This window comes from Nocardioides panaciterrulae, assembly GCF_013409645.1.
Lineage (GTDB): Bacteria > Actinomycetota > Actinomycetes > Propionibacteriales > Nocardioidaceae > Nocardioides > Nocardioides panaciterrulae.
In genome coordinates this window covers 2,178,892-2,203,788 of record NZ_JACCBG010000001.1, presented here as the reverse complement: position 1 = coordinate 2,203,788, position 24,897 = coordinate 2,178,892, and the positions used below count along the sequence as shown (strand labels likewise).

Sequence of the window (24,897 nt, the reverse complement as noted above, 5' to 3'; positions counted from 1 at the left end):
GCCCCGACAAGCTCGACCACCGAGAGCGCGGCCCCGGCCACCGGGAGCCCCACCGCCGAGGCGGACGTGCCCGCACCGGCTGCCGCGAGCAGCCTGGTGCGGGCGGTCCGCACCTACCTCGACCACCTCTCGGTCGAGCGCGGCCTGGCGCCGAACACGCTCACGTCCTACCGCCGGGACCTGCGGCGCTACCAGCAGCACCTCGCCGGCCGCGGGATCGCGGACCTCGCCGGGATCTCCGAGCCGATCGTGAGCGAGTTCCTGGCCCGGTTGCGGGAGGGGGACGCCGAGCACCCACCGCTGAGCGCGACCTCGGCGGCCCGCACGGTCGTGGCGGTGCGGGGCTTCCACAGGTTCGCGGTCCGTGACGGCCTCGCCACGGTCGACCCGGCGGGGGCGGTGAAGCCGCCGTCGCCGGCGAAGCGGCTTCCGAAGGCGTTGCCGCTCTCCGAGGTGGAGGCGATCCTGGAGGCCGCCGGCGCGGCCGGCACGACACTGGCGATGCGCGACCGGGCGCTGCTCGAGGTGCTCTACGGCACCGGCGCCCGGATCTCCGAGGCGGTCGGCCTCGACGTCGACGACCTCGACCCGGTCGAGGGCACGGTGCTGCTGCGCGGCAAGGGCGGCAAGCAGCGGCTGGTCCCGGTCGGCTCCTACGCCCGCGAGGCCGTCGAGGGCTACCTGGTCCGCGGCCGCCCGGACCTCGTCTCGGCGGCGACGCCCGCGGGGGCGTTGTTCCTCAACGCCCGTGGCGGCCGCCTCTCGCGCCAGTCGGCGTGGGCGGTGCTGGTCAAGGCCGCCGAGCGGGCCGGCGTGACCCGGGACGTCTCGCCGCACACCATGCGCCACTCCTTCGCCACCCACCTGCTCGACGGCGGCGCCGACGTGCGCGTCGTGCAGGAGCTGCTCGGCCACGCCTCGGTGACGACCACGCAGGTCTACACCCTGGTCACCGTCGACAACCTCCGCGAGGTCTTCGCCACCGCCCACCCCCGGGCCCGGGACCGATGACCGCGACCACCGAGACGCCGGCGGACTGGGTGCCGCGGACCGCCGACCCGGACCGGGTCTACGACGCGGTCGCGCGGTGGGTCGCCGGCCAGGGCCTGGAGCTCTACCCGCACCAGGACGAGGCGATCATCGAGCTGCTCGGCGGCGCCAACGTGGTGCTGGCCACTCCGACGGGCTCCGGGAAGTCCCTGGTGGCGTTGGCGGCGCACGCCGCGGCCCTGGCGGCGGACCGGGTCAGCTTCTACACCGCGCCGATCAAGGCGCTGGTCAGCGAGAAGTTCTTCGCCCTGTGCGAGGTCTTCGGCGCCGACAACGTCGGGATGCTCACCGGGGACGCCTCGGTGAACACCGACGCCCCGATCATCTGCTGCACCGCCGAGGTGCTCGCCAACATCGCGCTGCGCGAGGGGGCCACGGCCGACGTCGGCCTGGTGGTGATGGACGAGTTCCACTTCTACGCCGAGCCGGACCGCGGCTGGGCCTGGCAGGTCCCGCTGCTGGAGCTGCCGCAGGCGCAGTTCCTGCTGATGTCCGCCACCCTCGGCGACGTCACCGGGCTCGCCGAGGACCTGACCCGGCGCAACGGCCGGGAGACCGCGGTGGTCGCGGACGCCGTACGCCCGGTGCCGCTGTCGTTCTCGTGGGCGATGACCCCGCTCGCCGAGACGCTCGAGGAGATCGTCGCGACCAAGCAGGCGCCGGCGTACGTCGTGCACTTCACCCAGGCGGCCGCCGTCGAGCACGCCACCTCGCTGCTCTCGCCCAACAGCGGCGGGCCGCGGCTCAGCCGGGAGGAGCGGGACGCGATCGCCGAGCGGATCGGCGCGTTCCGGTTCGGTGCGGGCTTCGGCAAGACGCTGTCCAAGCTGCTCCGCAGCGGGATCGGGGTGCACCACGCCGGGATGCTCCCGCGCTACCGCCGCCTGGTCGAGCAGCTGGCCCAGGCGGGACTGCTGACGGTCATCTGCGGCACCGACACCCTCGGCGTGGGGATCAACGTGCCGATCCGCACGGTGCTGTTCACCGGGCTGGCGAAGTTCGACGGGAGCCGCCAGCGGATCCTGCGGACGCGCGAGTTCCTGCAGATCGCCGGCCGGGCCGGGCGGGCCGGCTTCGACACCGCCGGCTACGTGGTCGTGCAGGCCCCCGAGCACGTCATCGAGAACGAGAAGGCCAAGGCCAAGGCCGCGGCGCGGCAGGCCGCGGGCCGCAAGAACGCGAAGGCCCAGCTGAGGAAGCCGCCGGAGGGCACGGTGGTGTGGACCGAGCAGACCTTCGACAAGCTGGTGGCCGGCGTGCCCGAGCAGCTGGTCAGCCGGATGAAGGTCGACAACGCGATGATCGTCAACGTCGTCGCCCGCGAGGAGGACGCCTTCGCGGTGCTGCGCCGGCTGCTGACCGACAACCACGAGGACCGTCGGCGGCAGCTGCGGCTGGCGCGGCGCGCCCTGCGCCTGGCGCGGAGCCTGGTGCGCTCGGGCGTGCTGACCCGGCTGGAGCAGCGCGACGAGTTCGGCCGGCGCTACGTGCTGACCGTCGACCTGCCGGAGGACTTCGCGCTCAACCAGCCGCTGGCGCTCTTCGCGCTTGCCGCGCTCGACGTCCTCGAGCCTCCCCAGGACCCCGGCGGGTCCGAGGCCTACACGCTCGACGTCGTCTCGGTGATCGAGGCGGTGCTCGAGGCGCCCCGGCAGATCCTCTTCGCCCAGCAGCACGCCGCGCGCGGCGAGGCGATCGCCGAGATGAAGGCCGACGGCCTGGAGTACGACGAGCGGATGGCCCTGCTCGACGAGATCACCTGGCCGCAGCCGCTGGCCGAGCTGCTCACGGCGACCTACGAGGTGTACCGGCAGACCCACCCCTGGCTGCCGGAGGACGCGCTGGGCCCCAAGTCGATCGTCCGGGAGATGTACGAGGGCGGGATGTCGTTCACCGACTTCGTCTCGCGCTACCAGCTCGCGCGCTCCGAGGGCCTGGTGCTGCGCTACCTCACCGACGCCTACCGCACGCTGCGCCAGACCGTGCCCGAGCAGCACCGCACGCCGGAGCTGGAGGACCTGGTGGAGTGGCTGGGGGAGACGGTGCGGCAGACCGACTCCTCGCTGCTCGACGAGTGGGAGGCGCTCGCCGATCCCGACCACGTCCGTCCGGACGCGGTGACGGGCTACATCGGGCACCACGCCCCGCCGCCACCTCCACGCCCGATCTCCAAGCAGGCGCGGGCCTTCCGCGTGATGGTGCGCAACGCGATGTTCCGCCGCGTGGAGCTGGTCGCGCGCGACGACCTGGACGGGCTGATGGCGCTGGAGCGGGCGGCCGCCGACCGCACCGACCCGCCCCGCGAGGTGGTGATGACCCGCTCGGCGTGGGACCGGGCGATCGAGGAGTACTACGCCGAGCACGACACCCTCGGCACCGGCGCGGACGCCCGCGGTCCGGAGCTGCTGCACGTCGAGGAGGCCACCGGGGCGCCCGTGGGCGTGGACGAGGACGCCGTGGCGCGGCTGTGGCGGGTCCGGCAGACGCTGGAGGACCCCGAGGGCCACCGCGACTGGGTGATCGACGCGGTGGCCGACCTCGACGCCTCCGACGAGGCGGGGGAGCTGGTGCTGGCGGCGGTCGCGATGCACCGCCTCTGACCCCCGCCTCTGACCACCGTCCCTGACCCCCGTCCCTGGCCCCCGTCTCGGGACCGGTCTCGTAGGCTGCACCGCATGTCCGACGTCAAGATCGTCCACAACACCGCCGACCACCGCTACGAGGGGTGGTGCGACGACGAGCTCGCCGGGTTCGCGGAGTACCGGCTCACCGACGGCGTCGTGGTGTTCACCCACACCGAGGTCGACGACCGCTTCGAGGGCCGGGGCGTCGGGTCGGCGCTCGCCCGGTTCGCGCTCGAGGACGTGCGCGACGACGGCGGCCGCAAGGTGCGGCCGGTGTGCCCGTTCATCAAGACCTGGATCGACAAGCACCCGGAGTTCGCCACCCTGGTCGAGGACGCGCACGCCGCCACCGACACCGCTGCCGACACCACCGCCGACACCACTGCGGACTGACCCGGGCCCTCCACAGGATTGTGCACAGGAGCGGCCGCGCCTGTGCACTCCCCGCCCGGCGACTGCACACGTCATCAACAGATTCGCCCCGGGCGCGGTGCACTTCGGGGGACCGGGTTGTTGCCGCTCCGGGCCCGGATCTAGAGTCGCCCGCGAGTCGGACACAAAGTCGTCGTGTCGACAAAGCAGGATGTAGGGGACACCATCACCCGGTCGGTCGACCGGGTACTCGACAGGAGCGGCCAGATGAGCGACGGCGAGACCTTCTCCTCCACCCGCGGCAGCAGCGCCTCGGAGATCCCGCCGCTGGTTCGCACCCCGACTCCCGCCCGACCCGCCCACCTGTCGTCCCCCCGAGATGAGCATCGCGTGTCCGACCCCCTGCCCTTCGAGCGCCCCGCGGCGCCGGCCGCCACCACGACCGCCGAGCCGGTGCTCGGCCCCACGGGTCGTCCGATGCCGGAGCTGCCGGAGCCACGCCCGGTGACCCAGCGCGGGCACGCGCGGGTCGTCGCGATGTGCAACCAGAAGGGCGGCGTCGGCAAGACCACCACCACGATCAACCTCGGTGCGGCGCTGGCGGAGTACGGCCGCAAGGTGCTGCTGGTCGACTTCGACCCGCAGGGATCGCTCTCCGTCGGCCTGGGGCTGAACCCGCACGAGATGGACCTGACGGTCTACAACCTGCTGATGGAGCGCGACGTGGACGTCGCGGACGTCATCGTCCCCACCGGCGTCCCGGGCATGGACCTGCTGCCCTCCAACATCGACCTCTCCGCCGCCGAGGTCCAGCTGGTGCACGAGGTCGCCCGCGAGCAGACGCTCCAGCGCGTGCTCGCGCCCGCGATCGAGAACTACGACGTGGTCCTGATCGACTGCCAGCCCTCGCTCGGCCTGCTCACCGTCAACGCGCTGACCGCGTCCGACGGCGTGATCGTGCCCCTGGAGTGCGAGTACTTCGCGCTGCGCGGCGTGGCGCTGCTGAAGACCACCATCGACAAGGTGCGCGAGCGGCTCAACCCGAAGCTCGAGATCGACGGCGTCCTCGGCACCATGTACGACGGCCGGACGCTGCACGGCCGCGAGGTGATGGAGCGGTTGGTCCAGGCCTGGGGCGACAAGGTGTTCCACACGGTGATCCGCCGTACCGTCAAGTTCTCCGACTCGACCGTGGCCGGCGAGCCGATCACGTCCTACGCCTCCAGCTCCACCGGCGCCGAGGCCTACCGCCAGCTGGCCAGGGAGGTGCTGGCCCGTTGCCTCGACGGGTGAGCCTGCCGGCGGCCGACGACCTGTTCCGCCCGACCGTCTCCGAGCGGCGGGCCGAGGAGGAGGCGGCAGACGCTGCCGCGAAGCCGGTGCACGCGGTGCCGGACCGCCCGCAGCGCCGGCGACCGGCTTCGCGTGGGGCCGGGGACGCTGGCGAGGCCGGGGAAGCTGGGGAGTCCGGGCAGGGCAGCGAGCGCAAGCCGAGCGGCCGGGTCCGCCACGACGAGAAGATGACGGTCTACGTCACCTCCGACGAGCTGCTCGACCTCGAGCACGCCCGGCTGTCCCTGCGCCGCACCCACGGCCTGGCGGTGGACCGCGGCCGGCTGGTGCGTGAGGCCGTCGCCATGGTCCTGGCCGACTACGAGGCACACGGCGAGGACAGCGCGCTGGTGCGGCGGCTGACCCCGGAATGAGCCCCGGAATGAGCCCGGAATGAGCCGCCGATGACGACGGCCCCGGACGTGGCCGCGGCAGCCGGCGCCGCGGAGGACGGCACGCCCGGGTTCGAGGTCCGTCTCGACAACTTCGAGGGCCCCTTCGACCTGCTGCTGAACCTGATCAGCAAGCACCGGCTCGACATCACCGAGGTCGCGCTGTCCCGGGTGACCGACGAGTTCATCGCGCACGTCAAGGCCGGTGGCCCGGTGTGGGACCTCGAGCAGACCACGTCGTTCCTGCTGGTCGCCGCCACGCTGCTGGACCTCAAGGCCGCCCGGCTGCTGCCCCAGGGCGACGTGGAGGACGAGGAGGACCTCGCGCTGCTGGAGGCGCGGGACCTGCTGTTCGCGCGGCTGATGCAGTACAAGGCGTTCAAGCAGGTGGCCGCGGTGCTCGACGGGCGGCTGGCCGTCGAGGCGCGCCGGCACCCGCGCGCGGTCGGCCTCGAGGAGAGGTTCGCGACCCTGCTGCCCGAGGTGCTCATCGGGATCGGCCTGGAGCAGTTCGCGACGCTGGCCGCCCGGGCGTTGGCGCCCAAGCCGGTGCTGGAGGTCTCGCTGCAGCACATCCACGCGCCGGCGGTCAGCGTGCGCGAGCAGGCCGCCCTGGTGGTCGAGCGGTTGCGGCGATCGGGCACGATGACGTTCCGGGCGTTGTGCCGGGACTCACCCGACACGCTGACCACCGTGGCCCGGTTCCTCTCGCTGCTCGAGCTGTTCCGCGAGGGGGCGGTGGGCTTCGACCAGGTCACCCCGCTGGGGGAGCTCACCGTGCGCTGGACCGGCAGCGAGGACGACGACTTCGAGATCGACGAGTTCGAGGGGGCTCCCGCCGAGACGGCCGGGGAGCAGCCCCCGCAGGAGGAGACCACGTGAGCGAGACCGGGCAGGTGACCGAGGCGGCCCTGGAGGTGCCGCTCGTCCCCCTGCGGCCCGCCCTCGAGGCGGTGCTGATGGTGGCCGACCAGCCGCTGGACGCCGTCTCGCTGGCCAGCGCGGTCGGCTACCCGAGGGGCGAGGTGGACGTCGCGCTGGAGGGGCTGGCCGCGGAGTACACCGAGCAGGGCCGCGGCTTCGAGCTGCGCAACGTCGCGGGCGGCTGGCGGTTCTACACGCGGGAGGAGTACGCGCCGGTGGTCGAGGGCTTCGTCCTGGAGGGCCAGCAGGCCCGGCTGACGCAGGCCGCGCTGGAGACGCTCGCGGTCGTCGCCTACAAGCAGCCGGTCTCCCGGGCCCGGGTCTCGGCCGTCCGGGGCGTGAACGTCGACGGCGTGATGCGCACGCTGCTGACCCGCGGGCTGGTCGAGGAGGCCGGCCAGGACGGCGAGACCGGCGCCAACCTCTACCGGACCACCGGCTACTTCCTGGAGCGGATCGGCGTCGGGTCGCTCGACGACCTGCCCGAGCTCGCGCCGTACCTCCCCGACATGGCCGACCTCGAGGACGAGCTGGAGGCGGTGGCCGGCACCGCGGCCGCCCCGCCCGACCCGACGCCCGAGCCCGGCCCCGGCACCGAACCCGACGGAGGAACCGAACCGACGTGAGCGAGCACCACCCCGACCTCCCCATCGGCGAGGACGGCCTGATCCGGCTGCAGAAGCTGCTCGCGATGTCGGGCGTCGCCTCGCGGCGCAAGTGCGAGGAGCTGATGCTCGAGGGCCGGGTCGAGGTCGACGGCGAGGTCGTCACCCGGCTCGGCACCAAGGTCGACCCGCGCACCGCGGTGATCCGGGTCGCGGGCAAGCGGCTGCCTCCGGTGTCGCCGAACGTCTACCTGGTGTTGAACAAGCCCCGGGGCGTCGTCTCCACGATGTCCGACCCCGAGGGCCGGCGTACCCTCTCCGACCTCGTGGCCGACCGTCCCGAGCGCCTCTTCCACGTCGGCCGGCTCGACACCGACACCTCCGGGCTGCTGCTGCTCACCAACGACGGCGACTTCGCCCACCGGATGGCGCACCCGTCCTACGAGGTCGACAAGACCTACGTCGCCGAGGTCGAGGGCGAGGTCCGCAAGGCCACCGTCGGCAGGCTGCTGGAGGGCGTCACCCTCGAGGACGGCCCGGTCACGGTCTCGCAGGCCCGGCTGGTCGGCACCACGCCGGGCCGCGGGGGCCGTCCCGAGCGCTCGATCGTGGAGCTGGTCATCCACGAGGGCCGCAACCGGATCGTCAGGCGCCTGTTGGACCACGTCGGGCACCCTGTACGCCGGCTCACGCGCACCGCCATCGGCCCGGTCCAGCTCCAGGGGCTCGGGGTGGGCGAGCTGCGTGAGCTCACCCGCGAGGAGCTCGGCACGCTGCTGGACAGCGCCCAGATGTAGTCCGCCCGCCGAGCGCGCCGACCGCTGCGTCGCGCGCCTCGTTAGCCTTGGCCCGTCCAGGGTCGAGGAGACGGAGCCGAGAGGTGTGCTCGTGACGGCGGTGGCGGGGCCAGCGGGGCCGGTGCTGGTGGTGGGGTCGGGCCTGCTCGGCACCTCGATCGGCCTGGCGCTGCGACGCCACGACGTGACGGTCTGGCTGGCCGACGTGGCGAGCGAGCACGTGCGCACCGCCAGCGGCCTCGGTGCCGGTGTCCCGGTGCCGGCCGACGCGAGCCCAGCGCTGGTGGTGGTGGCGGTTCCGCCCGACCTGCTCGGCCCGGAGGTGGCGCGCGCCCTCGAGGAGCACCCGGAGGCCGTGGTCACCGACGTCGGCAGCGTCAAGACCGCGCCCCTGGCCGAGCTGCGGGAGAAACGGGTCGCCGGCCTGGCCCGCTACGTCGGGTCGCACCCGATGGCCGGTTCGGAGCGGTCCGGGCCGCTGGCGGGCTCGGCCTCACTGTTCGACGGGCGGCCCTGGGCCATCGCGCCGCATCCCGGGGCCGACCCCGCGGCCGTCGCCGCGGTGACGGCGCTCGCCGAGCTGTGCGGCGCCACGCCGGTCCGGATGACCCCCGAGGAGCACGACCTGGCCGTCGCGCGGACCTCGCACCTGCCACACCTGATGTCGGTCCTGGCCGCCGGCCGGCTGGCCGGGGCGCCGGCCGAGCACCTGGCGCTGTCGGGGCAGGGGGTCCGCGACGTCACCCGCATCGCCGCCGGTGACCCGGGACTGTGGCAGCAGATCGTGTCCGGCAACGCCGCGGCGGTCCTGCGCCTGCTCGGCGAGGTGCGGGGGGACCTGGACGCGCTCATCTCCGCCATCGAGCGGGACGAGCGCGACGGCGTGGTCGACCTGCTCGACCGTGGCGTGCGCGGCACCCTCGCGATCCCCGGCAAGCACGGCGGGCCGCCCCGGCCGACCGAGTCGGTCTTCGTGGCGGTGCCCGACCACCCCGGCGAGCTGGCCCGGCTGTTCGCGGACGCCGGCGAGATCGGCGTCAACATCGAGGACGTGCACATCGACCACGACCCCGGTCGGCCGGTCGGCCTGGTCGAGCTCGTGGTCGAGGAGTCCCGCGCGGAGCTGCTGGCGGACTCTCTCGAGTCCCGCAACTGGGTGACCCACAGGTAGGCTGCGGCCCGAACGACGTACGGCGACCCCGGCGTCGCACCGTCCCCGTTCGAGGAGAGCCACTCCCGTGTCCAGCAGCGCGCCCACCCCCGGCCGACCCGTCGGCGACCCGACGTCCCACCAGGGGCCGGGCCTGGTCGTCGCGATCGACGGCACCTCCGGCTCCGGCAAGTCGAGCACGTCGCGGGGCGTCGCGACCCGGCTCGGCCTGCGCTACCTCGACACCGGTGCGATGTTCCGCGCGATGACCTGGTGGATGCTGCAGCACGGCGTCGACGTGCACGACCCCGCCGCGGTCGCCGCGCGGGTCGAGGAGCCGTCGATCGCGTCCGGCACCGACCCGCAGGCGCCGACCATCGCGGTGGACGACGCCGACGTGGCCGGCCCCATCCGCAGCGACGCGGTGAACGCCGCGGTCTCGCCGGTCAGCGCGGTGCCCGCCGTCCGGTCCCGGCTGCTGCGCCTGCAGCGCGAGGTGATCGCCGCAGCCGGCGACGGGATCGTGGTCGAGGGGCGCGACATCGGCTCGGTGGTGGCCCCCGACGCCCCCGTCAAGGTCTACCTGAGCGCCGACCCCGCCGCCCGGGCCGCCCGGCGGGCCGCGGAGGTGGGGGCCGCCGACGTCGCCGCCACCCGCGAATCGCTGCTGGCCCGCGACCGGATCGACTCGGGTCGCGCGACCGCGCCGCTGGTGATGGCGGACGGCGCGGTCCACATCGACACCACGCCGTACAGCCTCGACGAGGTGATCGGCCTGGTGGTCGACCTCGTGGAGGCGGTGGAGGCGCGCGCGTGAGCGTCGCCACGATCGGCCCGGCCCACGGCTCGCACACCGACCTGCCGCGCAGCGACCGGACCCGCCATCCCGCGCGGTGGCTGCTGCACTCGCCGCTGCGGCGGTGGGCGCGCCCGGTGGTCCGCCGTCGCTTCGGCGTCCGCGTGCACGGGACCGAGCAGGTCCCCGCGTCGGGGCCGGTGATCTTCGTCAGCAACCACGTCGGCGTCGCCGACGGCCCGCTGCTGGCGATCTTCGCGCCCCGGCCGGTGCACACCCTGACCAAGAAGGAGATGTTCGCCGGTCCCCTGGGCGGCGTGCTCCGGGCATCCGGCCAGATCCGGCTGGATCGCTTCCACACCGACCCGGCCGCCGTGAAGGCCTGCGTGCGGGTGCTCCGCGAGGGGAACGCGGTCGGCATCTTCCCCGAGGGGCGGCGGGGGAGCGGTGAGCTGGACCGGTTCCACCGCGGCGCGGCGTACTTCGCGCTGGTCTCCGGCGCGCCCGTGGTCCCGGTCGTGATGTTCGGCACCCGCGAGCCCGGCGGGCACAGCGACGCCCTGCCCGCCCGCGGTGGGGTCGTCGACCTCGTGTTCGGACCCGTCAGCACCCTGCCCGCCACGCCGTGGCCGCGGACCCGGGAACAAGTCGAGCAGGGCTCGGTGTTCCTCCGGGAGCAGATGCTGGTCCACCTGGACCGTGCCCGCACGTCGACCGGCCGTGAGCTGCCGGGTCCGCTGCCCACTGCTGAGATCGAGCCCGACCCGGCCACCGGGATCACCGAACGAGGAGCACCATGACCGACGGTCACGACCTGCCCACCCCCGACGGGACGGCGACCGCCGAGCCGGAGGCGCTCGGGCCGGTGCCCGTGCTCGCCGTCGTCGGCCGGCCCAACGTCGGGAAGTCGACGCTGGTCAACCGGATCATCGGCCGCCGGGAGGCGGTCGTCGAGGACGTCCCCGGCGTCACCCGCGACCGTGTCTCCTACGACGCGAACTGGAGCGGCCGGGCGTTCACGGTGGTCGACACCGGTGGCTGGGACCCCGACGCCCGGGGCCTGGCGGAGCGGATCGCCGGGCAGGCCGAGATCGCGGTGACCCTGGCCGACGCGGTGCTGTTCGTGGTCGACGCCACCGTCGGGATCACCGACGCCGACGAGGCGGTGGTGAAGATCCTGCGCCGCTCGGGCAAGCCCGTGGTGCTCGCGGCCAACAAGGTCGACGACCAGCGCACCGAGGCCGAGGCCTACGGCCTGTGGAACCTCGGCCTCGGCGAGCCGTTCCCGGTGTCCGCACTGCACGGGCGCGGCTCGGGCGACATGCTCGATGCCGTGCTCGCGGCCCTGCCGGAGCCGCCGCCCGAGCGCGACGCCGAGGTCCGTGGGCCGCGACGGATCGCGATCGTCGGCAAGCCCAACGTCGGCAAGTCCTCGCTGCTGAACAAGCTGGCGGGGGAGGACCGGGTCGTCGTCGACAACGTCGCCGGCACCACCGTGGACCCGGTCGACGAGCTGGTCCAGCTCGGCGGGCGCACCTGGCGGTTCATCGACACCGCCGGCATCCGCAAGCGGGTCAAGGAGGCCTCCGGCCACGAGTACTACGCGTCGCTGCGCACCTCGACCGCCATCGACCGCGCCGAGGTGGCGGTGCTGGTCATCGACGGCGGCCAGTCGATCTCCGAGCAGGACCTGCGGATCATCCAGACCGTCCGGGAGTCCGGACGGGCCCTGGTGATCGCGTTCAACAAGTGGGACCTGGTCGACGAGGAGCGCCGCTACTACCTCGAGCGCGAGATCGAGCGCGAGCTGGTCCAGGTGCAGTGGGCGCCCCGGATCAACGTCACCGCCCGCACCGGCTGGCACGTCGACCGGCTGGTGCCGGCGCTCGACAAGGCGCTCGAGGGCTGGGAGACCCGGATCACCACCGGTGCGCTGAACGGCTTCCTCGGCCGCCTGGTCGCCGAGCACCCCCACCCGGTGCGCGGCGGCAAGCAGCCGAAGATCCTGTTCGGGACCCAGCCGTCGGTCGCGCCCCCGATGTTCGTGCTGTTCACCAGCGGCAAGCTCGAGGCCTCCTACGAGCGGTACGTCGAGCGTCGGCTGCGCGAGGAGTTCGGCTTCGTCGGCACGCCGATCGTGCTGCAGCAGCGGCCGCGGGAGAAGCGCCGCCGCTGAGCGCCGGCCCGGCTAACGGTCCCCGGGCAGCGGCGACGGGGCGCAGTCGTCCTCGGTGAACGGCCGGCCGCCCCCGAAGGAGCTGTCCAGCTCGCCGCCGGCGAGCACCCGGTAGGGCAGCCCGGAGGTCGCGGTGCGGCTGCGCAGCGCCGCCGCCGGGACGCCCCGGCGGCCGGCCACCAGGAGCAGGTTGCCGAAGCGGCGGCCGCGCAGGGTGGCAGGTTCGGCGCTCAGCACCAGGTCGGGGAGGACGGTGCGGACCGCGGCCACCACCCGGCGGGTCCAGGTGAAGGGGGCCCGGTCGGTCAGGTTCATCAGCAGCCAGCCGGCGGGGGCCAGGGCCCGGGCCGCGGACGCGGCGTACTCGACGGTGACGAGCTCGGCGGGCACCCGCGCGGCGGCGAACGCGTCGACCACCACGAGGTCGTGGCTCTCCGCCCGCAGCGCGGCGGTCCCGGCCCGGCCGTCGACCGCGCGGACCTTGATGCCGCTGCGGCGGGGGAGCGGCAGCTCCTCGCGCACGTGCTCGGTCAGTCGGAGGTCGGGCTCCAGCACGACCTGGGCGGAGCGCGGACGGGTGGCGGCGACGTAGCGCGGCAGCGTGAGCCCGGCTCCGCCGACGTGGACGATGCGCACCGGTTCGCCCTCCGGCTGCCACGCGTCGAGGACGTCGCCCATCCGGCGCACGTAGTCGAAGTCGAGCCGGGTCGGGTCCCCGAGGTCGACCAGGGACTGGTCCGCCCCGTCGACCCGGACCACGAACGCGCCGGGCCGGTCGGCAGGCAGGATCTCCACGGCCCCAGGGTGTCACGGCCGGCGGTCGGGGCCGGCCCGCGACCGGGCCACAAGGCCCTGTCGCGCCCGCGCTCGACCAGAGCACAGTGGCCAGAGCACAGCGGCCGTATGACAGTGGCCGGGAACACCGTCCGAAAGGAAACGACATGCCTGAGTTCATGGACGTCCACACCGGGATGGCCGGGGTGACCCCCGAGGGGCTGATGGAGGCCCACAACGCGGACCTCGCGATCCAGGGCGACGAACACGTCAACTTCAAGCACGCCTGGGCGGACCCGGAGTCCGGCATGGTGTTCTGCCTGTCCGAGGCGCCGAGTGCCGAGGCCGTCCAGCGCATCCACGAGCGGGCGGGGCACCGCGCCGACAACGTCTACGAGGTGCCCGTCCAGGCGTGAGCCGGCACGCTCACTTGGTCCAGGTGAGCGTGACGAAGGTGCGCTTCCCCTTCCCCTCGTGTCCGGAGACGGTGCCGGTGGCGCCGTCGTACGCTCCGGTCGCCGCGACGATGCGTCCCCGGAACTTCGGTCCGCCGTCGACGAGGTGCACCTTGGCCACCACGATCCCGCCGCGGAACGCGAAGGCGGCCTGGATCCTGGCCGTCTTCTGCTTCGGGAAGAAGTGGCCGGTGATGGTGTCGTAGCCGACGGTCCGGCCCGAGGCCGCGTCGGTCACTCGGTCGGTGCCGACGAAGTGAGTCCTGCCGAGGTTGTGGCTCGCGGTCTCGTACAGGACGAGGTGCGCGGTGTGGGTGACCGGTTGCGCCGTCGCGGAGTCCTGCAGGACCGCGGCTCCGGCGACGGTCGGAGCGGTCAGGGCGAGCAGCGCGGCTGCCGTTCGGATCTTCATGTCCGTCCTCGATTCGGTCGATCTCACCGGTGACGGAGACGCCACCGGACCTGGTGGCGGGGTGCGGCCGTGCCCCTGCTTCCGCTGTACGCCCGTGCGGGGCCGCTCGTCATCTCCTGATCTGGGTAAGGCTCGGATCGGTAACGAATGGCCCCGACCTGGGCAGAGCAGGATTGAAGTCCGTCCGGACCGGGGAGAGTCCGGACATGTCCACCCGTCGCAACATCTTCATCCTGTCTGGAGGCGGTTCTCGCGGCGCCGGCCAGGTGGGGATGCTCCGGGGCCTGTGGGACGCCGGGATCGTCCCCGACATGCTGATCGGCGGCTCGGTGGGCGCCATCAACGCCTGCTTCATGGCCGCCCACCCCGGGGAGCGCGGGATCGCGGACCTCGAGGACGTCTGGTGCGGCATGAGCGAGGAGGCGCTGTGCGGGCGCCGGCACAGCGTCGTGGTCAACGTCTTCCGCCGCCGGCCCTACCTCTTCTCCGCGGACCGGCTGCGGCGCCTGGTCTCGGAGTGGGTCCCGACCTACCACCTGGAGAACCTGCCCACCCCGGTCCGGGTGGCCACGACCGACATCACCACCGGCCGCGCGGTGCACCACGACCACGGCTACATCCCCGACCTGATCGCCGCGTCGGCGGCGTTGCCGGGCATCTTCCCGCCCGTGCTGCTGCGCGGCGAGGACGGTCTCTCCACCCACGTGGACGCCGGCGTCGCGGAGAACGTCCCGCTCTCCGGTGCGGTCGAGGTGGCGCGTCCCGGCGACCGGGTCTGGGTGCTCGACGTGACGCGTCGGCCCACGACGATGCGCAACCTGCGCAACCCACTCGACGTGCTGATCGCGTCGCTGGCCGCGTCGGTGCGGAACCGGGACGAGCCGTCGCTACCCGAGGGGGTCGAGGTCGTGCGGTGCAAGCTGGACGAGACCTTCGACTGCGGCCCGGTCTTCGACTTCGGCCACACCGCCGACCTGTTCCGGCTCGGTGCGCAGGCGGCCGCGGAGGCGCTGGCGTCCTCCGCCGAGGTGGTCGCCGCCTGACCCGACGGCCGCCGTCTCCAGCACGTACGACGGGCCCCGCTCCGATCCGGAGCGGGGCCCGTCGCCTTGCGGGGGTGGATCAGTCCTGCGAGGAGATCCGGTCCGTCACCGGGACCGGCGTCGGGTTGTTCGCCTCGAGGTAGGTGCGCAGCGAGTCGATGTCGAGCCCACCGATCAGCTTGTCCTGGCTGTCCTTGAAGGTGGCGAAGCTGTCGCCACCGTCGGAGAGGAAGCTGTTGGCCACCACCCGGTAGGTCGCTGCGTCGTCCAGCGCCACCATCGGCGTGCCCGGGTCGCCGTCGGCGTCGACCATCACGTCACCCACGAGCGCGTCGGTGGTGGGCAGCGCCGCCTCCGACCGATCCCAGGTGTAGCTCAGGCCGGAGACCTGGAGGATCTTCTGGCCGCTGCCCTCGTTGGTGCCGTTCCACTGCTCGTTGAGCAGCTCCTTGATCTGGGCGCCGGTCAGGTCCATCGAGACCACGTTGTTGTTGAACGGCTGGACCGTGAACGCCGCCCCGTAGGTGACGTCGCCGTTGGCGTCGGGGACGAGGTCGGCGCGGATGCCGCCGGGGTTCATCAGCGCGATCACCGGCTTGGTGCCGTCGGCCTGGACCACGGTCGTGTCGGCCTTCTGCGAGTCGGCGATCAGGTTGCCCAGCGGCGAGTCACCGCCGTCCGCGTCCGGCGACCTCGAGACGGTGGCGCCGCCCTCGATGTGGCCGATGACCGCGTTCTTGATCGGCTCGACCAGCGTGTTGTAGCCGGCGATCAGCTTGGCGATGCTCGGGGACCACGAGTGGTCCGGGTCGGCCCGGACGATCATGTTCTGGGCGTACTCGGCCGGCCGCACGATGTCTCGCGTCCGCGGGTCGATGAGCAGGTGCAGCTTGGTGATCATCTTGCCGTACGACGAGGCGCTGGTGAGCAGCCGCGGCTGGCCCTCCGGGTCCTGGACGACGCAGTTGTAGGCCTGGTGGGTGTGGCCGGAGACCACGGCGTCGATCGCGGGGCTGAGCTGCTGCGCGATCGCGAGCGCCGGGCCGTCGGGGTCGATGCAGCCGTCGTACGCCGAGGTGTCCTTGCGCTGGAACAGGCCCTCGTGCAGGAGCACCACGATCGACTCCACGCCCCGGGCGCGCAGCTCGGGCACCAGCGCGTTCGCGGTCTCCACCTCGTCGGTGAACTGCAGGCCCTGGATGCCGGCCTGGCTCACGATCGCGGGCGTGCCCTCCAGGGTCATGCCGATGAAGCCGACCTTGACGCCGTGCACCTTCATCATGTGGGTGGCCGGGAAGACGGTGTCCCGCTTGTGGCCCGACGGGTCCGCCCACTTGACGTTGGCGCCGAGGTAGGGGAAGTCGGCGCCCGCGAACTGCTTGCCGCCGGGGCAGGAGTCGGCGCCGTTGGCGCCGTCGCCGTCGTCGAGGCAGCCGCCGTTCGCCATCCGGCGCAACTCCTGCCAGCCCTCGTCGAACTCGTGGTTGCCCACCGCGCTGACCTGGAGACCGATCTTGTTCATGGTCTCGATCGTGGGCTCGTCGTGGAACGCCGCGGACAGCAGCGGCGAGGCGCCGATCAGGTCGCCGGCAGCCACCGTCAGCGGCTTGGCGCCGTTGGCGCGGGAGATCTTGCGCTGTTCGCGGATCAGGTGGGCGAGGTTCGTCGCGCCGCCCGCGGCAACGCCGTTGATCGAGCCGGTGGGGCCCTCCAGGTTGCCGTGGAAGTCGTTGAGCGCCAGGAGGTCGAGCTTGATGTAGCCGTTCTTCCGCGACTTCGCCGCGTGCTTGTAGGCGCCCCGGGCCGCGAGGCCCGAGCTGAGGGTGGACTGCTGGCCCGCGGCGTGACCGGCGGTGCCGGCTCGCGGGGCCTTGCCGACCTCCGCGCTCGACCCGGGGCCGGTGGCGACCCCGAGGGCCAGCGTCGTGAGCGCGACGACCGAGAACGCGCTGAGGCGACGACCATGACGGTTCATGGATGCTCCTTCCAAGTGGTAAGCCCCGGCACCGTAACCTGCGCCACACCCGTCACGGCACTATCCGTACGACAAATTTTCGATGACCGGCGGGGACCCGCGGGGCATCGGGGCGGGTCGGCCTGGGTAAGGGCCTACTCGACCCGCGAGAAGAGGAGACCCGATGGCCACCGACGAGGACGACGTGCGCACCCAGCTGTTCGACGCGCTGCTGAGCAAGGTCGAGAACGATCCCTACCCGTCCGCCACGATGATGGACCTGATCGAGGAGATGGCCGACGACGAGCAGCGGGCGGCGTACTGCCGGGTGCTGCTGGACAAGGTGCAGGGCGACACCTTCCCGAGCCTGGACCTGATCCGCCGCGTCTCCGAGATGGCCTGAGCGCCCGCCCGCGGGTCATGCCGGGTCCAGGAGCCCGGCGGGCAGCCACTCCTCGACGACCACCCACGCGTGGGCGTCGTCCTCGACCGGGTGCACGACGCGACCGTGCCAGCCGTCGGGGCGCTGTCGCCATTCGAGCAGCAGGCCCGGGAGCCGGCCCCGGCTGTCGGTGACCCAGCAGGGCCGGACCGGGGGAGCCGCCGCGGGCGCCGGCGGCGGCGCTCCCGGAGCGGGCGCGCGGCCGGCGGCGACCCGCTCGGCCATCGGGCCGTAGCTCCCGCGCTTGTTCATCCCGCCGGCCATTCCCTCATTGTGCCACCGGATCGAACATTTGTTCGACTTGGTCTCAAGGCTCCGCGGTAGGGTCGACACGTCGTGGCGGGGGCGTGACGGAGGAGGCGAGCGTGGACCAGCTGACCAGTGGCCAGGAGATCGATCTGGTCGACCCGGAGGGCCGCCCGCTGACCCGGCTGAGGCTGGGGCTGGGGTGGGACAAGGCCCGGACCGCCGGCTTCATCGGCACCGGCGCGCCCGACGTCGACCTCGACGCCTCGGTGGTCGAGTTCGCGGGAGAGCAGCTCTTCGACCTCGCCTTCTACAACAACCTGCGGACCCGCGACGGAGCCGTGGTGCACCTGGGCGACAACCTGAGCGGCAGCGGCGAGGGCGACGACGAGGCCCTCGAGCTGGACCTGGCCCGTGTCTACCCGCGCGTCGACTCCCTCATGCTGATGGTGAGCAGCTACCAGGGGCACACCCTGGAGTGGATCGCCAACGCCTGGTGCCGCCTGGTCGACGAGCAGGGGACCGAGCTGGCCCGGTTCACCCTGACCGGGGGAGTCCCCGACACCGGGCTGGTGATGGCCAGGCTGCGCCGCGACGGCGAGCACTGGCGGCTCCGCGCCATCGGTCGGGGCATCCCGGCCAAGGTCCCCACCGAGTCGGTCGAGGCGCTGCGACCGTACCTGTGACCGGGGCGGTGCCGTCGGTTCACGACGCGCTCGGCGCTACTTGCTGACCGTGTAGCGCACGTGGGTGGCGTACGGCGAGCTGTAGACCCCGGCCACCTCCAGGTCCACGTCGTGGTCGAACCCCTCGAAGAGCCGCTTGCCGGCGCCGAGGATCACCGGCGCCGTCGAGATCGCCAGCTCGTCGATCCGTCCCGCCGCGAGTGCCTGCCGGATGACGTCGGCGCCGCCACCGATGGCGACGTCGCCGGACCCGGCCGCCGCTGACGCCTCGGCGAGGGCGGTGTCGAGGTCACCGACGAACCGGAAGCCGCTCTCGGCCGGCGGCTGGTCCTCGAGGCGGTGGGTGAGCACGCAGAGGGTGCCGGGGAACGGGTTGGTGCCTCCCCACGCCCCGGCCGCGTCGTACATGCCCCGGCCGATCACGCCGGCCCGCACCGTCGAGACGAGCTCGTCGTAGAACTCCTTGTCGGGGCCGTGCATCGCGAAGTCGTGGCCGCCCTCGTAGGTCCACTTGCCGCCCATCACCCAGTGGTGCAGCCGCTCGCCGCCACGTCCCAGCCCGCGCCCCGGGCCGTCGTCCGGCCCGGTGACGTAGCCGTCGACGGACGTGGTGATGGATGCGATGACCCTGCCCATGGCTCCTCCTGGTCCCGTGTGTCACGAGGACAGACCCGACGTGGGCATCCGATTCATCGCACCCGCACGTGCCGCCCGCGTTCAAGGCCGTCGCCGAGTCCGCGCGCCCCGGTAGGGTGCGGGACGCATGGGTCCGGTCGGTGACGGATCCGACCGACCGCATGTGAAGCCGATGACCAGGGGGAGTCGACCGTGACCGAGGACTTCGAGGGGCTGTCCGAGCCGGTGCCCGCGTTCGCCGCGCACTTCACGGACCCGTTGTACGACGACGCGGGCGACGACCTGGCCCCGTTCGGGAGCGACGAGGGCTCGGATCTGCTGGCCACCTGGACCGGCCGACGCGATGAGCTGGGACCGACCAGCACCCTGGCCACCGTGCTGGAGTGCGACCCGTCCGAGGTCGCCGCCTGCGCCGGCCCCATGACCGGCGTGGACGGGATCGAGACGGCGGGGTTCATCACGAGCGCCGCCTTCGTCCTGCTCCGGCTGGTCGGTCACCTCGGCGAGGACGACCGCCGGCTCGCACTCGAGGCCCTGGACTTCCAGATCCGGATGCTCCCCGAGATCAACTCCACCTTCGCCGAGACCCCGGCCGTGCTGCGCACGCAGCGCGACGACCTCGCGTCGTGGCGCAATCCCGAGTGACCCTGGCCGAGCCCGAGAGCGACGGAAGCCCTCCCGGGTGACAGACCGCATGGACTAGTCATCGGTTCGGTGCACGTGCTGGTCGAGCTCCCAGGCTGCTGACCCGATGCTCGATGCCAGCGTCTGGACTCCACCAGCAAGGTTCGCCGCGGATGCTCCACCGGCGCACACGACCGGAACAGGGGCCTGGCTGAGCAGCCTCTCGGCCACCGCAACCGCGGCCGGGCGGTCCTCGGGAGTGACGACAGACAAGACCGCCGCTTTGGCTTCGCGGCTACGGACCGCCGCCTCCCAGCTGCTCACCGGCACATTCGCGCCGAGGTAGAGGACGTCCATGCCCCTCCTGCGGATCGCGGTGGCAAACGCCAGGGCGCCGAGGTCGTGCTGGCTGCCCGAGGGCAGGCCGACCACGACCGCCGGTCCTCTGGACCTGCTGCCGGCCGCGTCGAACGCGGCCGAGAGTCGTCGTTGGACCGCGTGGCTGGCCGCGTGCTCCCCAGCAATGTCGATCTCGCCGCGCGCCCAGCCCTCGCCGAGTGCCTCGAGGGTGGGGAACAGCCACGAGTCGACCACGTGCTCGAACGATCCGAGCGCGAAACCTCCATCAAGGCTCTCCTCGATTCCCGCTGTGTCCATCTGTGCTGCCGAGGACAGGAACCGTTGCATGCAGGTGACCGCGTTGGATTGGTGGAGACCGTCGGAGGTCTCACGACCGGCCACCTCGTCCCGGACGGCAGGGGCCGTTCCTCTGCGAACCGCGTCGGCAGCCTCCGCCGGCGACCAGCCGTCGTCCACAAGCCGTCGCATCGTCGAGAGGGCCGACACGGCCTCCTCGTCGTAGAGGCGGTACCCCGACTCGTTCCGCTGCGGTACGACCACGCCGTAGCGCCTCTCCCAGGCGCGCAGGGACGCCTGGGATACACCGGTGAGCCGGGAAGCCTGCTTGATCGTGTACATAGTTTGTACAGGCTAGTGTCCGCCATACCTTGTGCAAACCCTATGCGCCATGCAGAGTTGGGTTGTAGCCCAGCAGGTCCGATGGCGCAGGACAGCCAACGGTCAGGGAGAGGGACGGTCGGGAATGGCACTGACAGCGCAGGGACCCGGTCGGGCCGCTGAGGCCGAGTTCCGAAGAGCACAGATCGCTTCACGCACCGAGACCGAGAGCGCACCCGAGAGCACGCTCACCAGGCGGGAGCTTGAGGACCTGTGGGACCGGCACGGGGGGTCTGCCTACGCGCTCGCGTGCGCGCTCCTCGGGAACGAGGTGGCCGCTGCCGAGGCCGTGAGGCTCGCGATGGGCGACCTCGCCCGCTCGATTCGTGGCGTGTCGACCCAGGAGACTCGGCTGTGCCTGGTTCGCCACGTGTACTGGCACGCCGAGGAGTTCGCCGACGAGACGTCCGGCCCGGTGCTGCTGCCGCCGGTGATGGTGTGGGTGAGCCGGCTCGCGCGGCTCCAGCGCGCGAGCCTGGCGTTGTGCGTGTTCGGCAGGCTCACCCACCGGGAGGCGGCGGCCCTGCTCGATGTACCGCCTTGCGCAGTGGCCGACCTGCTGACGGCCGGCCTGCGAGAGCTGGGGCGCCTGGATCCGGGCGCAACCGGGACCTGCGGGTGACGGGGACGCCTCCATGAACGAGCCAGCTGCCGGCCACACCTCGCCTCTGCGCAGGGCCAACGTGGGCGCAGCCGTGCTCCATGCGGCCCAGGCCGGCGCGGTGCTCGCGCTCGCGACCGACTTCACTCTGCCGGTGACCGCGAGCTACATGGCCGGGCCGCCGGGTACGCCGGCGGAGGACCCCGTGGTGCTCTTCGACATCCCCACCGGGCTCGCGGTCGCGGGGTTCCTGGCGCTCTCCGCGCTGGCGCACCTCCTTGTCTGCACCGCGTGGTGGCAGCGATACGTCGCGGATCTGGGCCGTCAGCGCAACCCGGCCCGGTGGGTCGAGTACTCGCTCTCCTCGTCGCTGATGATCGTCCTGATCGCGCAACTCGTCGGCATCTCCGACGTGGCGGCGCTGGTGGCCCTGTTCGGCGTGAACGCCGCCATGATCTTGTTCGGCTGGCTGCAGGAGCGCTACGAGCACCCGGGCAGCGGCGGCTGGCTGCCGTTCGGCTTCGGGTGCGTGGCCGGCGTGGTCCCGTGGCTGGCCATCACGGTGTACCTGCTGTCGCCGGGCTCTACGTCCTCGGCATCGCCTCCCGGGTTCGTCTACGGGATCTTCGTGTCGTTGTTCGTCTTCTTCAACGTCTTCGCCCTCAACTAGTGGCTGCAGTACCGCGCCAAGGGGCCCTGGCGGGACTATCTGTTCGGTGAGAAGGTCTACATCCTGCTGAGTCTCACCGCCAAGTCCGCCCTGGCCTGGCAGATCTTCGCCGGCACCTTGGCTTCGTGACCGCCACGGTGAAGGGTGACCTGGAGAAGGAACGGGACTGGGGGCTCAGATGACCGAGCAGCAGCCGTATGTGGTGCTCGAGAAGTATCCCGACTTCGAGCTGCGTCGCTATCCCGATCACCTCGTCGCCGAGACCGAGGTCGGCGGCGCCTTCGAGCTGGCGGGAAACGTTGCGTTTCCCAGGCTCGCCCGCTACATCGGCGGTCACAACCGGTCTTCGCGCAAGATGGCCATGACCGCACCCGTCGTGCAGGAGCAGGATCCCCACAGCCGTCGGTACGTCGTGGGTTTCGTGATGCCCGCCGATGTCAGCGCCGAGGACCTCCCAGATCCAGTGGACTCCAAGGTGCACACCCGCCGGGTGCCGGCCGAGACCGCCGCCGCGGTGCGTTTCTCCGGACGCTGGTCGCGCCGCTCCTTCGAGAAGCGGACCGAGCAACTGCTCGCCGCCTTGGACTCTGCCGGTCTGGATGTGGTCGGTGCCCCTCGGTATGCGCGTTTCGACCCGCCCTGGACGCCGTGGTTCCTGCGAAGGAATGAGGTCGTGGTCCCGGTGGCACCCGGACCTGGTCGGGCTCAAGGGAAGCGTTGAGCATGACGAGATGCTTCTCCCGGGCCGGCGCCCCGCGGTTGCATGTGCCGATCCTGGGACCGCCTACCCGACCTTCGACCCTGCCGGACGCGGGTACCGACCAGAAGCATGGCGAGCACCGAGGGGACCGTTGGGTATGGGAGGTGGGTGAGGTGCGAGCTCACCGCAGAGTGATCGTGGTCGTGGGGCACCGCGATGTGACGGCCCGGCGGCCCGCTGGTGTCCGGCGGACGGCATGCGGTGGAACCCCCGTGCCAGCGTGCTGCGGCGCAACTCGGCGAGCCTGAGCTCTCGGCCGGGTCAGGTGGCACGTGCGCCCATGCGCTCAGGGGTTGAGGTCTGATGCGCAATAAGTTCACGGACACAAACAGCCCGGGATACCACCCCGTTCGTAAGGTGAAGGTGGTCTTCGCCGGTCTGAGCTTCGCGGTCCGCCACGACTTCTCGGTGGCCTACAAGGTGGTGTTGTCCCTGGTGCTCGTCGTGGGGGCGGCGGCCCTCCAGCGGTGGGTCGACTTCGTGGTGATCGTCCTGGCCACCGGGGTGGTGTTGACGGCGGAGTTGTTCAACAGTGCCGTGGAGGGCGTGTGTGACTTCATGGAGACAGGTCCTGACGAGCGAATCGGCGCGATCAAGGATGTTGCGGCTGCGGCCGTCGGGGTCAGCATCCTGGTCTGGTTGGTGGTCGTGGCTTATGAGGGTGTTCAGCTGCTCGACCCCCATTGACTACTGGGGAAGAGGCCGACCCGGCCGAGTGCGCGAGAGGCAGAGCGATCCTGAGCACGGTCCGAGACTGGAGCCATTACTTCTTCGAGGACCGCCGCGAACGAGCAGGGGTTGTCGGCACCAGCAGATCCAGTAACTCACCCAGGGTGACGCGAGAAACCTCTTGGTGCCGGAGATGGGCCCCTCGGACGACGGTGTAGCGGTTTCGCCTGCCCACCTTCGTCTTCTCGACGTATCCCTGCTCCACCAGGTCGTGGACGAGCTGCTGCACGGCCCGCTCGGTGATCCCGACCGCTTCTGCCACATCGCGCGTGCGGGTGTCCGGATCCCGGGCAAGCGAGACCAACACGTGCCCGTGGTTGGACAGGAAGGTCCATTGGCCGCCATTCACATGAAGGATGCTACGTGAGTTCGGCTTCGTAGGAAGCAGGATGATGACCGTGTCGATCTTGTGGTCGCCAGATGACCCGCTCTCCACCCGCCCCGGACGGGTCGGAGGTTGACATACGAACCATTGTTCGTGAATACTGGATCGCGAAGAGGGGAGTACCCCGGATTCGGCGTCACCGTCAGTTCGGCCGGCAGTGTCCGGTCCGGTGCGTCGGCCGCGTAGGCGGTGGGGGAGACCTCCGACGGCTCGCGGGAGCGGGCACCGGAGGTAGTCGTGGATGTTCCCCTGTGGGCCTGGGCGGCGGTCCTCGCAGTCATTCTCGTCATGCTGGTGGTGGACCTGCTGGCCCATCGCACCGCGCACGTCGTCTCCGTCAGGGAGGCGGCCGCCTGGACGGCGGTCTGGGTCTCCCTTGGCCTCGCCTTCGGTGGTGTGGTGTGGTGGGCCTACGGCTCCCAGGCGGGTGGTGAGTACTTCGCTGGCTATCTCATCGAGAAGTCGCTGGCGGTCGACAACGTCTTCGTCTTCGCGCTGATCTTCAGCTACTTCGCGGTGCCCCGGGAGTACCAGCACCGGGTCCTGTTCTACGGGGTGCTCGGCGCACTGGTGTTCCGGGCGGTCTTCATCGCGGGTGGCGCTGTCGTCATCGAGCAGTTCGCCTGGGTGCTCTACCTCTTCGGCGCCTTCCTGGTGTTCACGGGCTGGAAGATGTTCACCCACCGCAACCAGGAGATGGACCCCTCCCGCAACCCCGTCCTGCGGCTGGTCCGCCGCCGAGTGCCCAGCACCGAGGAGTACCACGGTCAGAAGTTCTGGGTGAGGAAGGCGGGACACTGGGTCGCGACCCCGCTGTTCACCGTGTTGGTGCTCGTCGAGACCACCGACATCATCTTCGCAGTCGACTCCATCCCCGCCATCTTCGCGGTCACCCAGGAGCCCTTCCTGGTGTTCACCAGCAACGCGTTCGCCATCCTCGGACTCCGGGCGATGTACTTCCTGCTCGCCGATCTCATCCACCGGTTCGTCTATCTCAAGGCCGGTCTCGCCGCGATCCTCGTCCTGGTCGGCGTGAAGATGCTGCTCCTGGATGTGTGGAAGGTGCCGATCTGGCTGTCCCTGGCGGGGATCGCCACCATCCTCGCCGTAGCCATCGGGCTGAGCCTGCGGGCAACCCGAGACCGGTCAGGCGGTGGTCGACGTCGAGAAGCGGCTTGACCGGGCTATTGCCGGGGCGGCCCCAGGGCCACGCCGCTTCGACCCGCCCTCCGATCTCAACCTACT

At 71.9% G+C, this 24,897-nt stretch carries 28 protein-coding genes and 1 pseudogene; 22 read left to right on the top strand and 7 right to left on the bottom strand.

Annotated elements, in window-relative coordinates; translation table 11 throughout:
* Positions 1-66: 66 nt before the first annotated feature.
* From xerD to der, 12 genes are all read left to right on the top strand, one after another.
* Complete coding sequence (gene xerD, locus BJZ21_RS10375) at positions 67-1,011, top strand: site-specific tyrosine recombinase XerD (RefSeq protein ID WP_179663664.1); 945 nt, start codon at positions 67-69, stop codon at positions 1,009-1,011.
* A complete protein-coding gene (locus BJZ21_RS10370) occupies positions 1,008-3,650 on the top strand; it encodes a DEAD/DEAH box helicase (protein ID WP_179663663.1) in 2,643 nt (880 codons plus the stop codon). The genes xerD and BJZ21_RS10370 overlap by 4 nt, the downstream gene beginning before the upstream one ends.
* Before the next feature lie 9 nt (positions 3,651-3,659).
* On the top strand, positions 3,660-4,067 hold the full coding sequence (locus BJZ21_RS10365; RefSeq protein ID WP_343052264.1) for a GNAT family N-acetyltransferase: 408 nt from the start codon (positions 3,660-3,662) through the stop codon (positions 4,065-4,067).
* 369 nt (positions 4,068-4,436) lie between these two features.
* Positions 4,437-5,339 carry a ParA family protein gene (locus tag BJZ21_RS10360; RefSeq protein WP_343052088.1) on the top strand — a complete coding sequence of 301 codons (903 nt, stop codon included), beginning with the start codon at positions 4,437-4,439 and terminating at the stop codon, positions 5,337-5,339.
* A complete protein-coding gene (locus BJZ21_RS10355) occupies positions 5,324-5,752 on the top strand; it encodes a hypothetical protein (RefSeq protein ID WP_179663659.1) in 429 nt (142 codons plus the stop codon). The genes BJZ21_RS10360 and BJZ21_RS10355 overlap by 16 nt, the downstream gene beginning before the upstream one ends.
* Positions 5,753-5,782: 30 nt before the next feature.
* The gene (locus BJZ21_RS10350; RefSeq protein ID WP_179663658.1) at positions 5,783-6,652 is read left to right on the top strand and encodes a segregation and condensation protein A; all 870 of its coding nucleotides are present in this window, start codon (positions 5,783-5,785) and stop codon (positions 6,650-6,652) included.
* Positions 6,649-7,320, top strand: a complete 672-nt coding sequence (scpB, locus tag BJZ21_RS10345; protein WP_179663657.1) for an SMC-Scp complex subunit ScpB — start codon at positions 6,649-6,651, stop codon at positions 7,318-7,320. The genes BJZ21_RS10350 and scpB overlap by 4 nt, the downstream gene beginning before the upstream one ends.
* Positions 7,321-7,385: 65 nt before the next feature.
* Positions 7,386-8,096 (top strand): pseudouridine synthase, encoded by a 711-nt coding sequence (locus tag BJZ21_RS10340; protein WP_246299164.1) that lies wholly within the window; start codon positions 7,386-7,388, stop codon positions 8,094-8,096.
* A 91-nt stretch (positions 8,097-8,187) separates the two neighbouring features.
* Complete coding sequence (locus BJZ21_RS10335; RefSeq protein WP_343052086.1) at positions 8,188-9,267, top strand: prephenate dehydrogenase; 1,080 nt, start codon at positions 8,188-8,190, stop codon at positions 9,265-9,267.
* A 67-nt stretch (positions 9,268-9,334) separates the two neighbouring features.
* The gene (cmk, locus tag BJZ21_RS10330) at positions 9,335-10,063 is read left to right on the top strand and encodes a (d)CMP kinase (protein ID WP_179663656.1); all 729 of its coding nucleotides are present in this window, start codon (positions 9,335-9,337) and stop codon (positions 10,061-10,063) included.
* The gene (locus tag BJZ21_RS10325) at positions 10,060-10,842 is read left to right on the top strand and encodes a lysophospholipid acyltransferase family protein (protein ID WP_343052085.1); all 783 of its coding nucleotides are present in this window, start codon (positions 10,060-10,062) and stop codon (positions 10,840-10,842) included. Before cmk ends, BJZ21_RS10325 begins: the two co-directional genes overlap by 4 nt.
* A complete protein-coding gene (der, locus tag BJZ21_RS10320; RefSeq protein WP_179663655.1) occupies positions 10,839-12,218 on the top strand; it encodes a ribosome biogenesis GTPase Der in 1,380 nt (459 codons plus the stop codon). Before BJZ21_RS10325 ends, der begins: the two co-directional genes overlap by 4 nt.
* A gap of 12 nt (positions 12,219-12,230) precedes the next feature.
* Here the strand turns inward: der and BJZ21_RS10315 are convergent, their stop codons facing one another.
* Positions 12,231-13,013 (bottom strand): fused MFS/spermidine synthase, encoded by a 783-nt coding sequence (locus BJZ21_RS10315; RefSeq protein ID WP_179663653.1) that lies wholly within the window; start codon positions 13,011-13,013, stop codon positions 12,231-12,233.
* Positions 13,014-13,159: 146 nt separating this feature from the next.
* Between BJZ21_RS10315 and BJZ21_RS10310 the strand changes: the two genes are divergently transcribed.
* Positions 13,160-13,408 carry an SCO4226 family nickel-binding protein gene (locus tag BJZ21_RS10310; protein ID WP_179663652.1) on the top strand — a complete coding sequence of 83 codons (249 nt, stop codon included), beginning with the start codon at positions 13,160-13,162 and terminating at the stop codon, positions 13,406-13,408.
* A 10-nt stretch (positions 13,409-13,418) separates the two neighbouring features.
* Here the strand turns inward: BJZ21_RS10310 and BJZ21_RS10305 are convergent, their stop codons facing one another.
* On the bottom strand, positions 13,419-13,859 hold the full coding sequence (locus BJZ21_RS10305; RefSeq protein ID WP_179663651.1) for a hypothetical protein: 441 nt from the start codon (positions 13,857-13,859) through the stop codon (positions 13,419-13,421).
* Positions 13,860-14,065: 206 nt separating this feature from the next.
* On the opposite strand from BJZ21_RS10305, the gene BJZ21_RS10300 reads away from it, so the two are divergent.
* Positions 14,066-14,902, top strand: coding sequence for a patatin-like phospholipase family protein (locus tag BJZ21_RS10300; protein WP_179663650.1), 837 nt, complete (start codon positions 14,066-14,068; stop codon positions 14,900-14,902).
* Between the two features lie 79 nt (positions 14,903-14,981).
* On the opposite strand, the gene BJZ21_RS10295 is transcribed toward BJZ21_RS10300, so the two are convergent.
* Entirely contained in the window at positions 14,982-16,877 is a 1,896-nt protein-coding gene (locus BJZ21_RS10295; RefSeq protein ID WP_179663648.1) for a bifunctional metallophosphatase/5'-nucleotidase, read from the bottom strand.
* Positions 16,878-17,040: 163 nt separating this feature from the next.
* On the opposite strand from BJZ21_RS10295, the gene BJZ21_RS10290 reads away from it, so the two are divergent.
* Positions 17,041-17,259 carry a hypothetical protein gene (locus tag BJZ21_RS10290; RefSeq protein WP_179663647.1) on the top strand — a complete coding sequence of 73 codons (219 nt, stop codon included), beginning with the start codon at positions 17,041-17,043 and terminating at the stop codon, positions 17,257-17,259.
* A 15-nt stretch (positions 17,260-17,274) separates the two neighbouring features.
* On the opposite strand, the gene BJZ21_RS10285 is transcribed toward BJZ21_RS10290, so the two are convergent.
* Positions 17,275-17,562 carry a hypothetical protein gene (locus BJZ21_RS10285; RefSeq protein ID WP_179663646.1) on the bottom strand — a complete coding sequence of 96 codons (288 nt, stop codon included), beginning with the start codon at positions 17,560-17,562 and terminating at the stop codon, positions 17,275-17,277.
* 101 nt (positions 17,563-17,663) lie between these two features.
* Here BJZ21_RS10285 and BJZ21_RS10280 point away from each other — a divergent pair, with 101 nt between their 5' ends.
* Complete coding sequence (locus tag BJZ21_RS10280; RefSeq protein ID WP_179663645.1) at positions 17,664-18,230, top strand: TerD family protein; 567 nt, start codon at positions 17,664-17,666, stop codon at positions 18,228-18,230.
* Positions 18,231-18,266: 36 nt separating this feature from the next.
* Here the strand turns inward: BJZ21_RS10280 and BJZ21_RS10275 are convergent, their stop codons facing one another.
* Positions 18,267-18,866, bottom strand: coding sequence for a dihydrofolate reductase family protein (locus tag BJZ21_RS10275; RefSeq protein WP_179663644.1), 600 nt, complete (start codon positions 18,864-18,866; stop codon positions 18,267-18,269).
* Between the two features lie 192 nt (positions 18,867-19,058).
* Here BJZ21_RS10275 and BJZ21_RS10270 point away from each other — a divergent pair, with 192 nt between their 5' ends.
* The gene (locus BJZ21_RS10270; protein WP_179663643.1) at positions 19,059-19,511 is read left to right on the top strand and encodes a hypothetical protein; all 453 of its coding nucleotides are present in this window, start codon (positions 19,059-19,061) and stop codon (positions 19,509-19,511) included.
* A gap of 54 nt (positions 19,512-19,565) precedes the next feature.
* Here the strand turns inward: BJZ21_RS10270 and BJZ21_RS10265 are convergent, their stop codons facing one another.
* A complete protein-coding gene (locus BJZ21_RS10265) occupies positions 19,566-20,468 on the bottom strand; it encodes a MerR family transcriptional regulator (RefSeq protein ID WP_179663642.1) in 903 nt (300 codons plus the stop codon).
* Positions 20,469-20,592: 124 nt separating this feature from the next.
* Between BJZ21_RS10265 and BJZ21_RS10260 the strand changes: the two genes are divergently transcribed.
* From BJZ21_RS10260 to BJZ21_RS10245, 4 genes and pseudogenes are all read left to right on the top strand, one after another.
* Entirely contained in the window at positions 20,593-21,129 is a 537-nt protein-coding gene (locus tag BJZ21_RS10260; RefSeq protein ID WP_179663641.1) for an RNA polymerase sigma factor, read from the top strand.
* 13 nt (positions 21,130-21,142) lie between these two features.
* A pseudogene (gene heR / locus BJZ21_RS10255) lies at positions 21,143-21,907 on the top strand (heliorhodopsin HeR).
* A 49-nt stretch (positions 21,908-21,956) separates the two neighbouring features.
* The gene (locus BJZ21_RS10250; RefSeq protein ID WP_179663640.1) at positions 21,957-22,499 is read left to right on the top strand and encodes an SOUL family heme-binding protein; all 543 of its coding nucleotides are present in this window, start codon (positions 21,957-21,959) and stop codon (positions 22,497-22,499) included.
* Positions 22,500-22,895: 396 nt separating this feature from the next.
* Positions 22,896-23,225, top strand: coding sequence for a diacylglycerol kinase (locus BJZ21_RS10245; protein WP_218851426.1), 330 nt, complete (start codon positions 22,896-22,898; stop codon positions 23,223-23,225).
* 76 nt (positions 23,226-23,301) lie between these two features.
* On the opposite strand, the gene BJZ21_RS21740 is transcribed toward BJZ21_RS10245, so the two are convergent.
* Positions 23,302-23,616: a MarR family transcriptional regulator gene (locus BJZ21_RS21740; protein ID WP_218851425.1), complete on the bottom strand. Its 315-nt coding sequence runs from the start codon at positions 23,614-23,616 to the stop codon at positions 23,302-23,304.
* Between the two features lie 273 nt (positions 23,617-23,889).
* Between BJZ21_RS21740 and BJZ21_RS10235 the strand changes: the two genes are divergently transcribed.
* The gene (locus BJZ21_RS10235; protein WP_179663638.1) at positions 23,890-24,831 is read left to right on the top strand and encodes a TerC/Alx family metal homeostasis membrane protein; all 942 of its coding nucleotides are present in this window, start codon (positions 23,890-23,892) and stop codon (positions 24,829-24,831) included.
* Positions 24,832-24,897 lie beyond the last annotated feature (66 nt).

What these genes read in the sequence shown, in the direction of transcription:
- der (WP_179663655.1), top strand. Translation starts at nt 10,839, where the DNA reads ATGACCGACGGTCACGACCTGCCCACCCCCGACGGGACGGCGACCGCC.
- BJZ21_RS10350 (WP_179663658.1), top strand. Translation starts at nt 5,783, where the DNA reads ATGACGACGGCCCCGGACGTGGCCGCGGCAGCCGGCGCCGCGGAGGAC.
- BJZ21_RS10310 (WP_179663652.1), top strand. Translation starts at nt 13,160, where the DNA reads ATGCCTGAGTTCATGGACGTCCACACCGGGATGGCCGGGGTGACCCCC.
- BJZ21_RS10305 (WP_179663651.1), bottom strand. Translation starts at nt 13,859, where the DNA reads ATGAAGATCCGAACGGCAGCCGCGCTGCTCGCCCTGACCGCTCCGACC.
- BJZ21_RS10250 (WP_179663640.1), top strand. Translation starts at nt 21,957, where the DNA reads ATGACCGAGCAGCAGCCGTATGTGGTGCTCGAGAAGTATCCCGACTTC.
- BJZ21_RS10370 (WP_179663663.1), top strand. Translation starts at nt 1,008, where the DNA reads ATGACCGCGACCACCGAGACGCCGGCGGACTGGGTGCCGCGGACCGCC.
- BJZ21_RS10290 (WP_179663647.1), top strand. Translation starts at nt 17,041, where the DNA reads ATGGCCACCGACGAGGACGACGTGCGCACCCAGCTGTTCGACGCGCTG.
- BJZ21_RS10260 (WP_179663641.1), top strand. Translation starts at nt 20,593, where the DNA reads ATGGCACTGACAGCGCAGGGACCCGGTCGGGCCGCTGAGGCCGAGTTC.
- BJZ21_RS10275 (WP_179663644.1), bottom strand. Translation starts at nt 18,866, where the DNA reads ATGGGCAGGGTCATCGCATCCATCACCACGTCCGTCGACGGCTACGTC.
- BJZ21_RS10300 (WP_179663650.1), top strand. Translation starts at nt 14,066, where the DNA reads ATGTCCACCCGTCGCAACATCTTCATCCTGTCTGGAGGCGGTTCTCGC.
- BJZ21_RS10340 (WP_246299164.1), top strand. Translation starts at nt 7,386, where the DNA reads ATGTCGGGCGTCGCCTCGCGGCGCAAGTGCGAGGAGCTGATGCTCGAG.
- BJZ21_RS10265 (WP_179663642.1), bottom strand. Translation starts at nt 20,468, where the DNA reads ATGTACACGATCAAGCAGGCTTCCCGGCTCACCGGTGTATCCCAGGCG.
- BJZ21_RS10285 (WP_179663646.1), bottom strand. Translation starts at nt 17,562, where the DNA reads ATGGCCGGCGGGATGAACAAGCGCGGGAGCTACGGCCCGATGGCCGAG.
- BJZ21_RS10295 (WP_179663648.1), bottom strand. Translation starts at nt 16,877, where the DNA reads ATGAACCGTCATGGTCGTCGCCTCAGCGCGTTCTCGGTCGTCGCGCTC.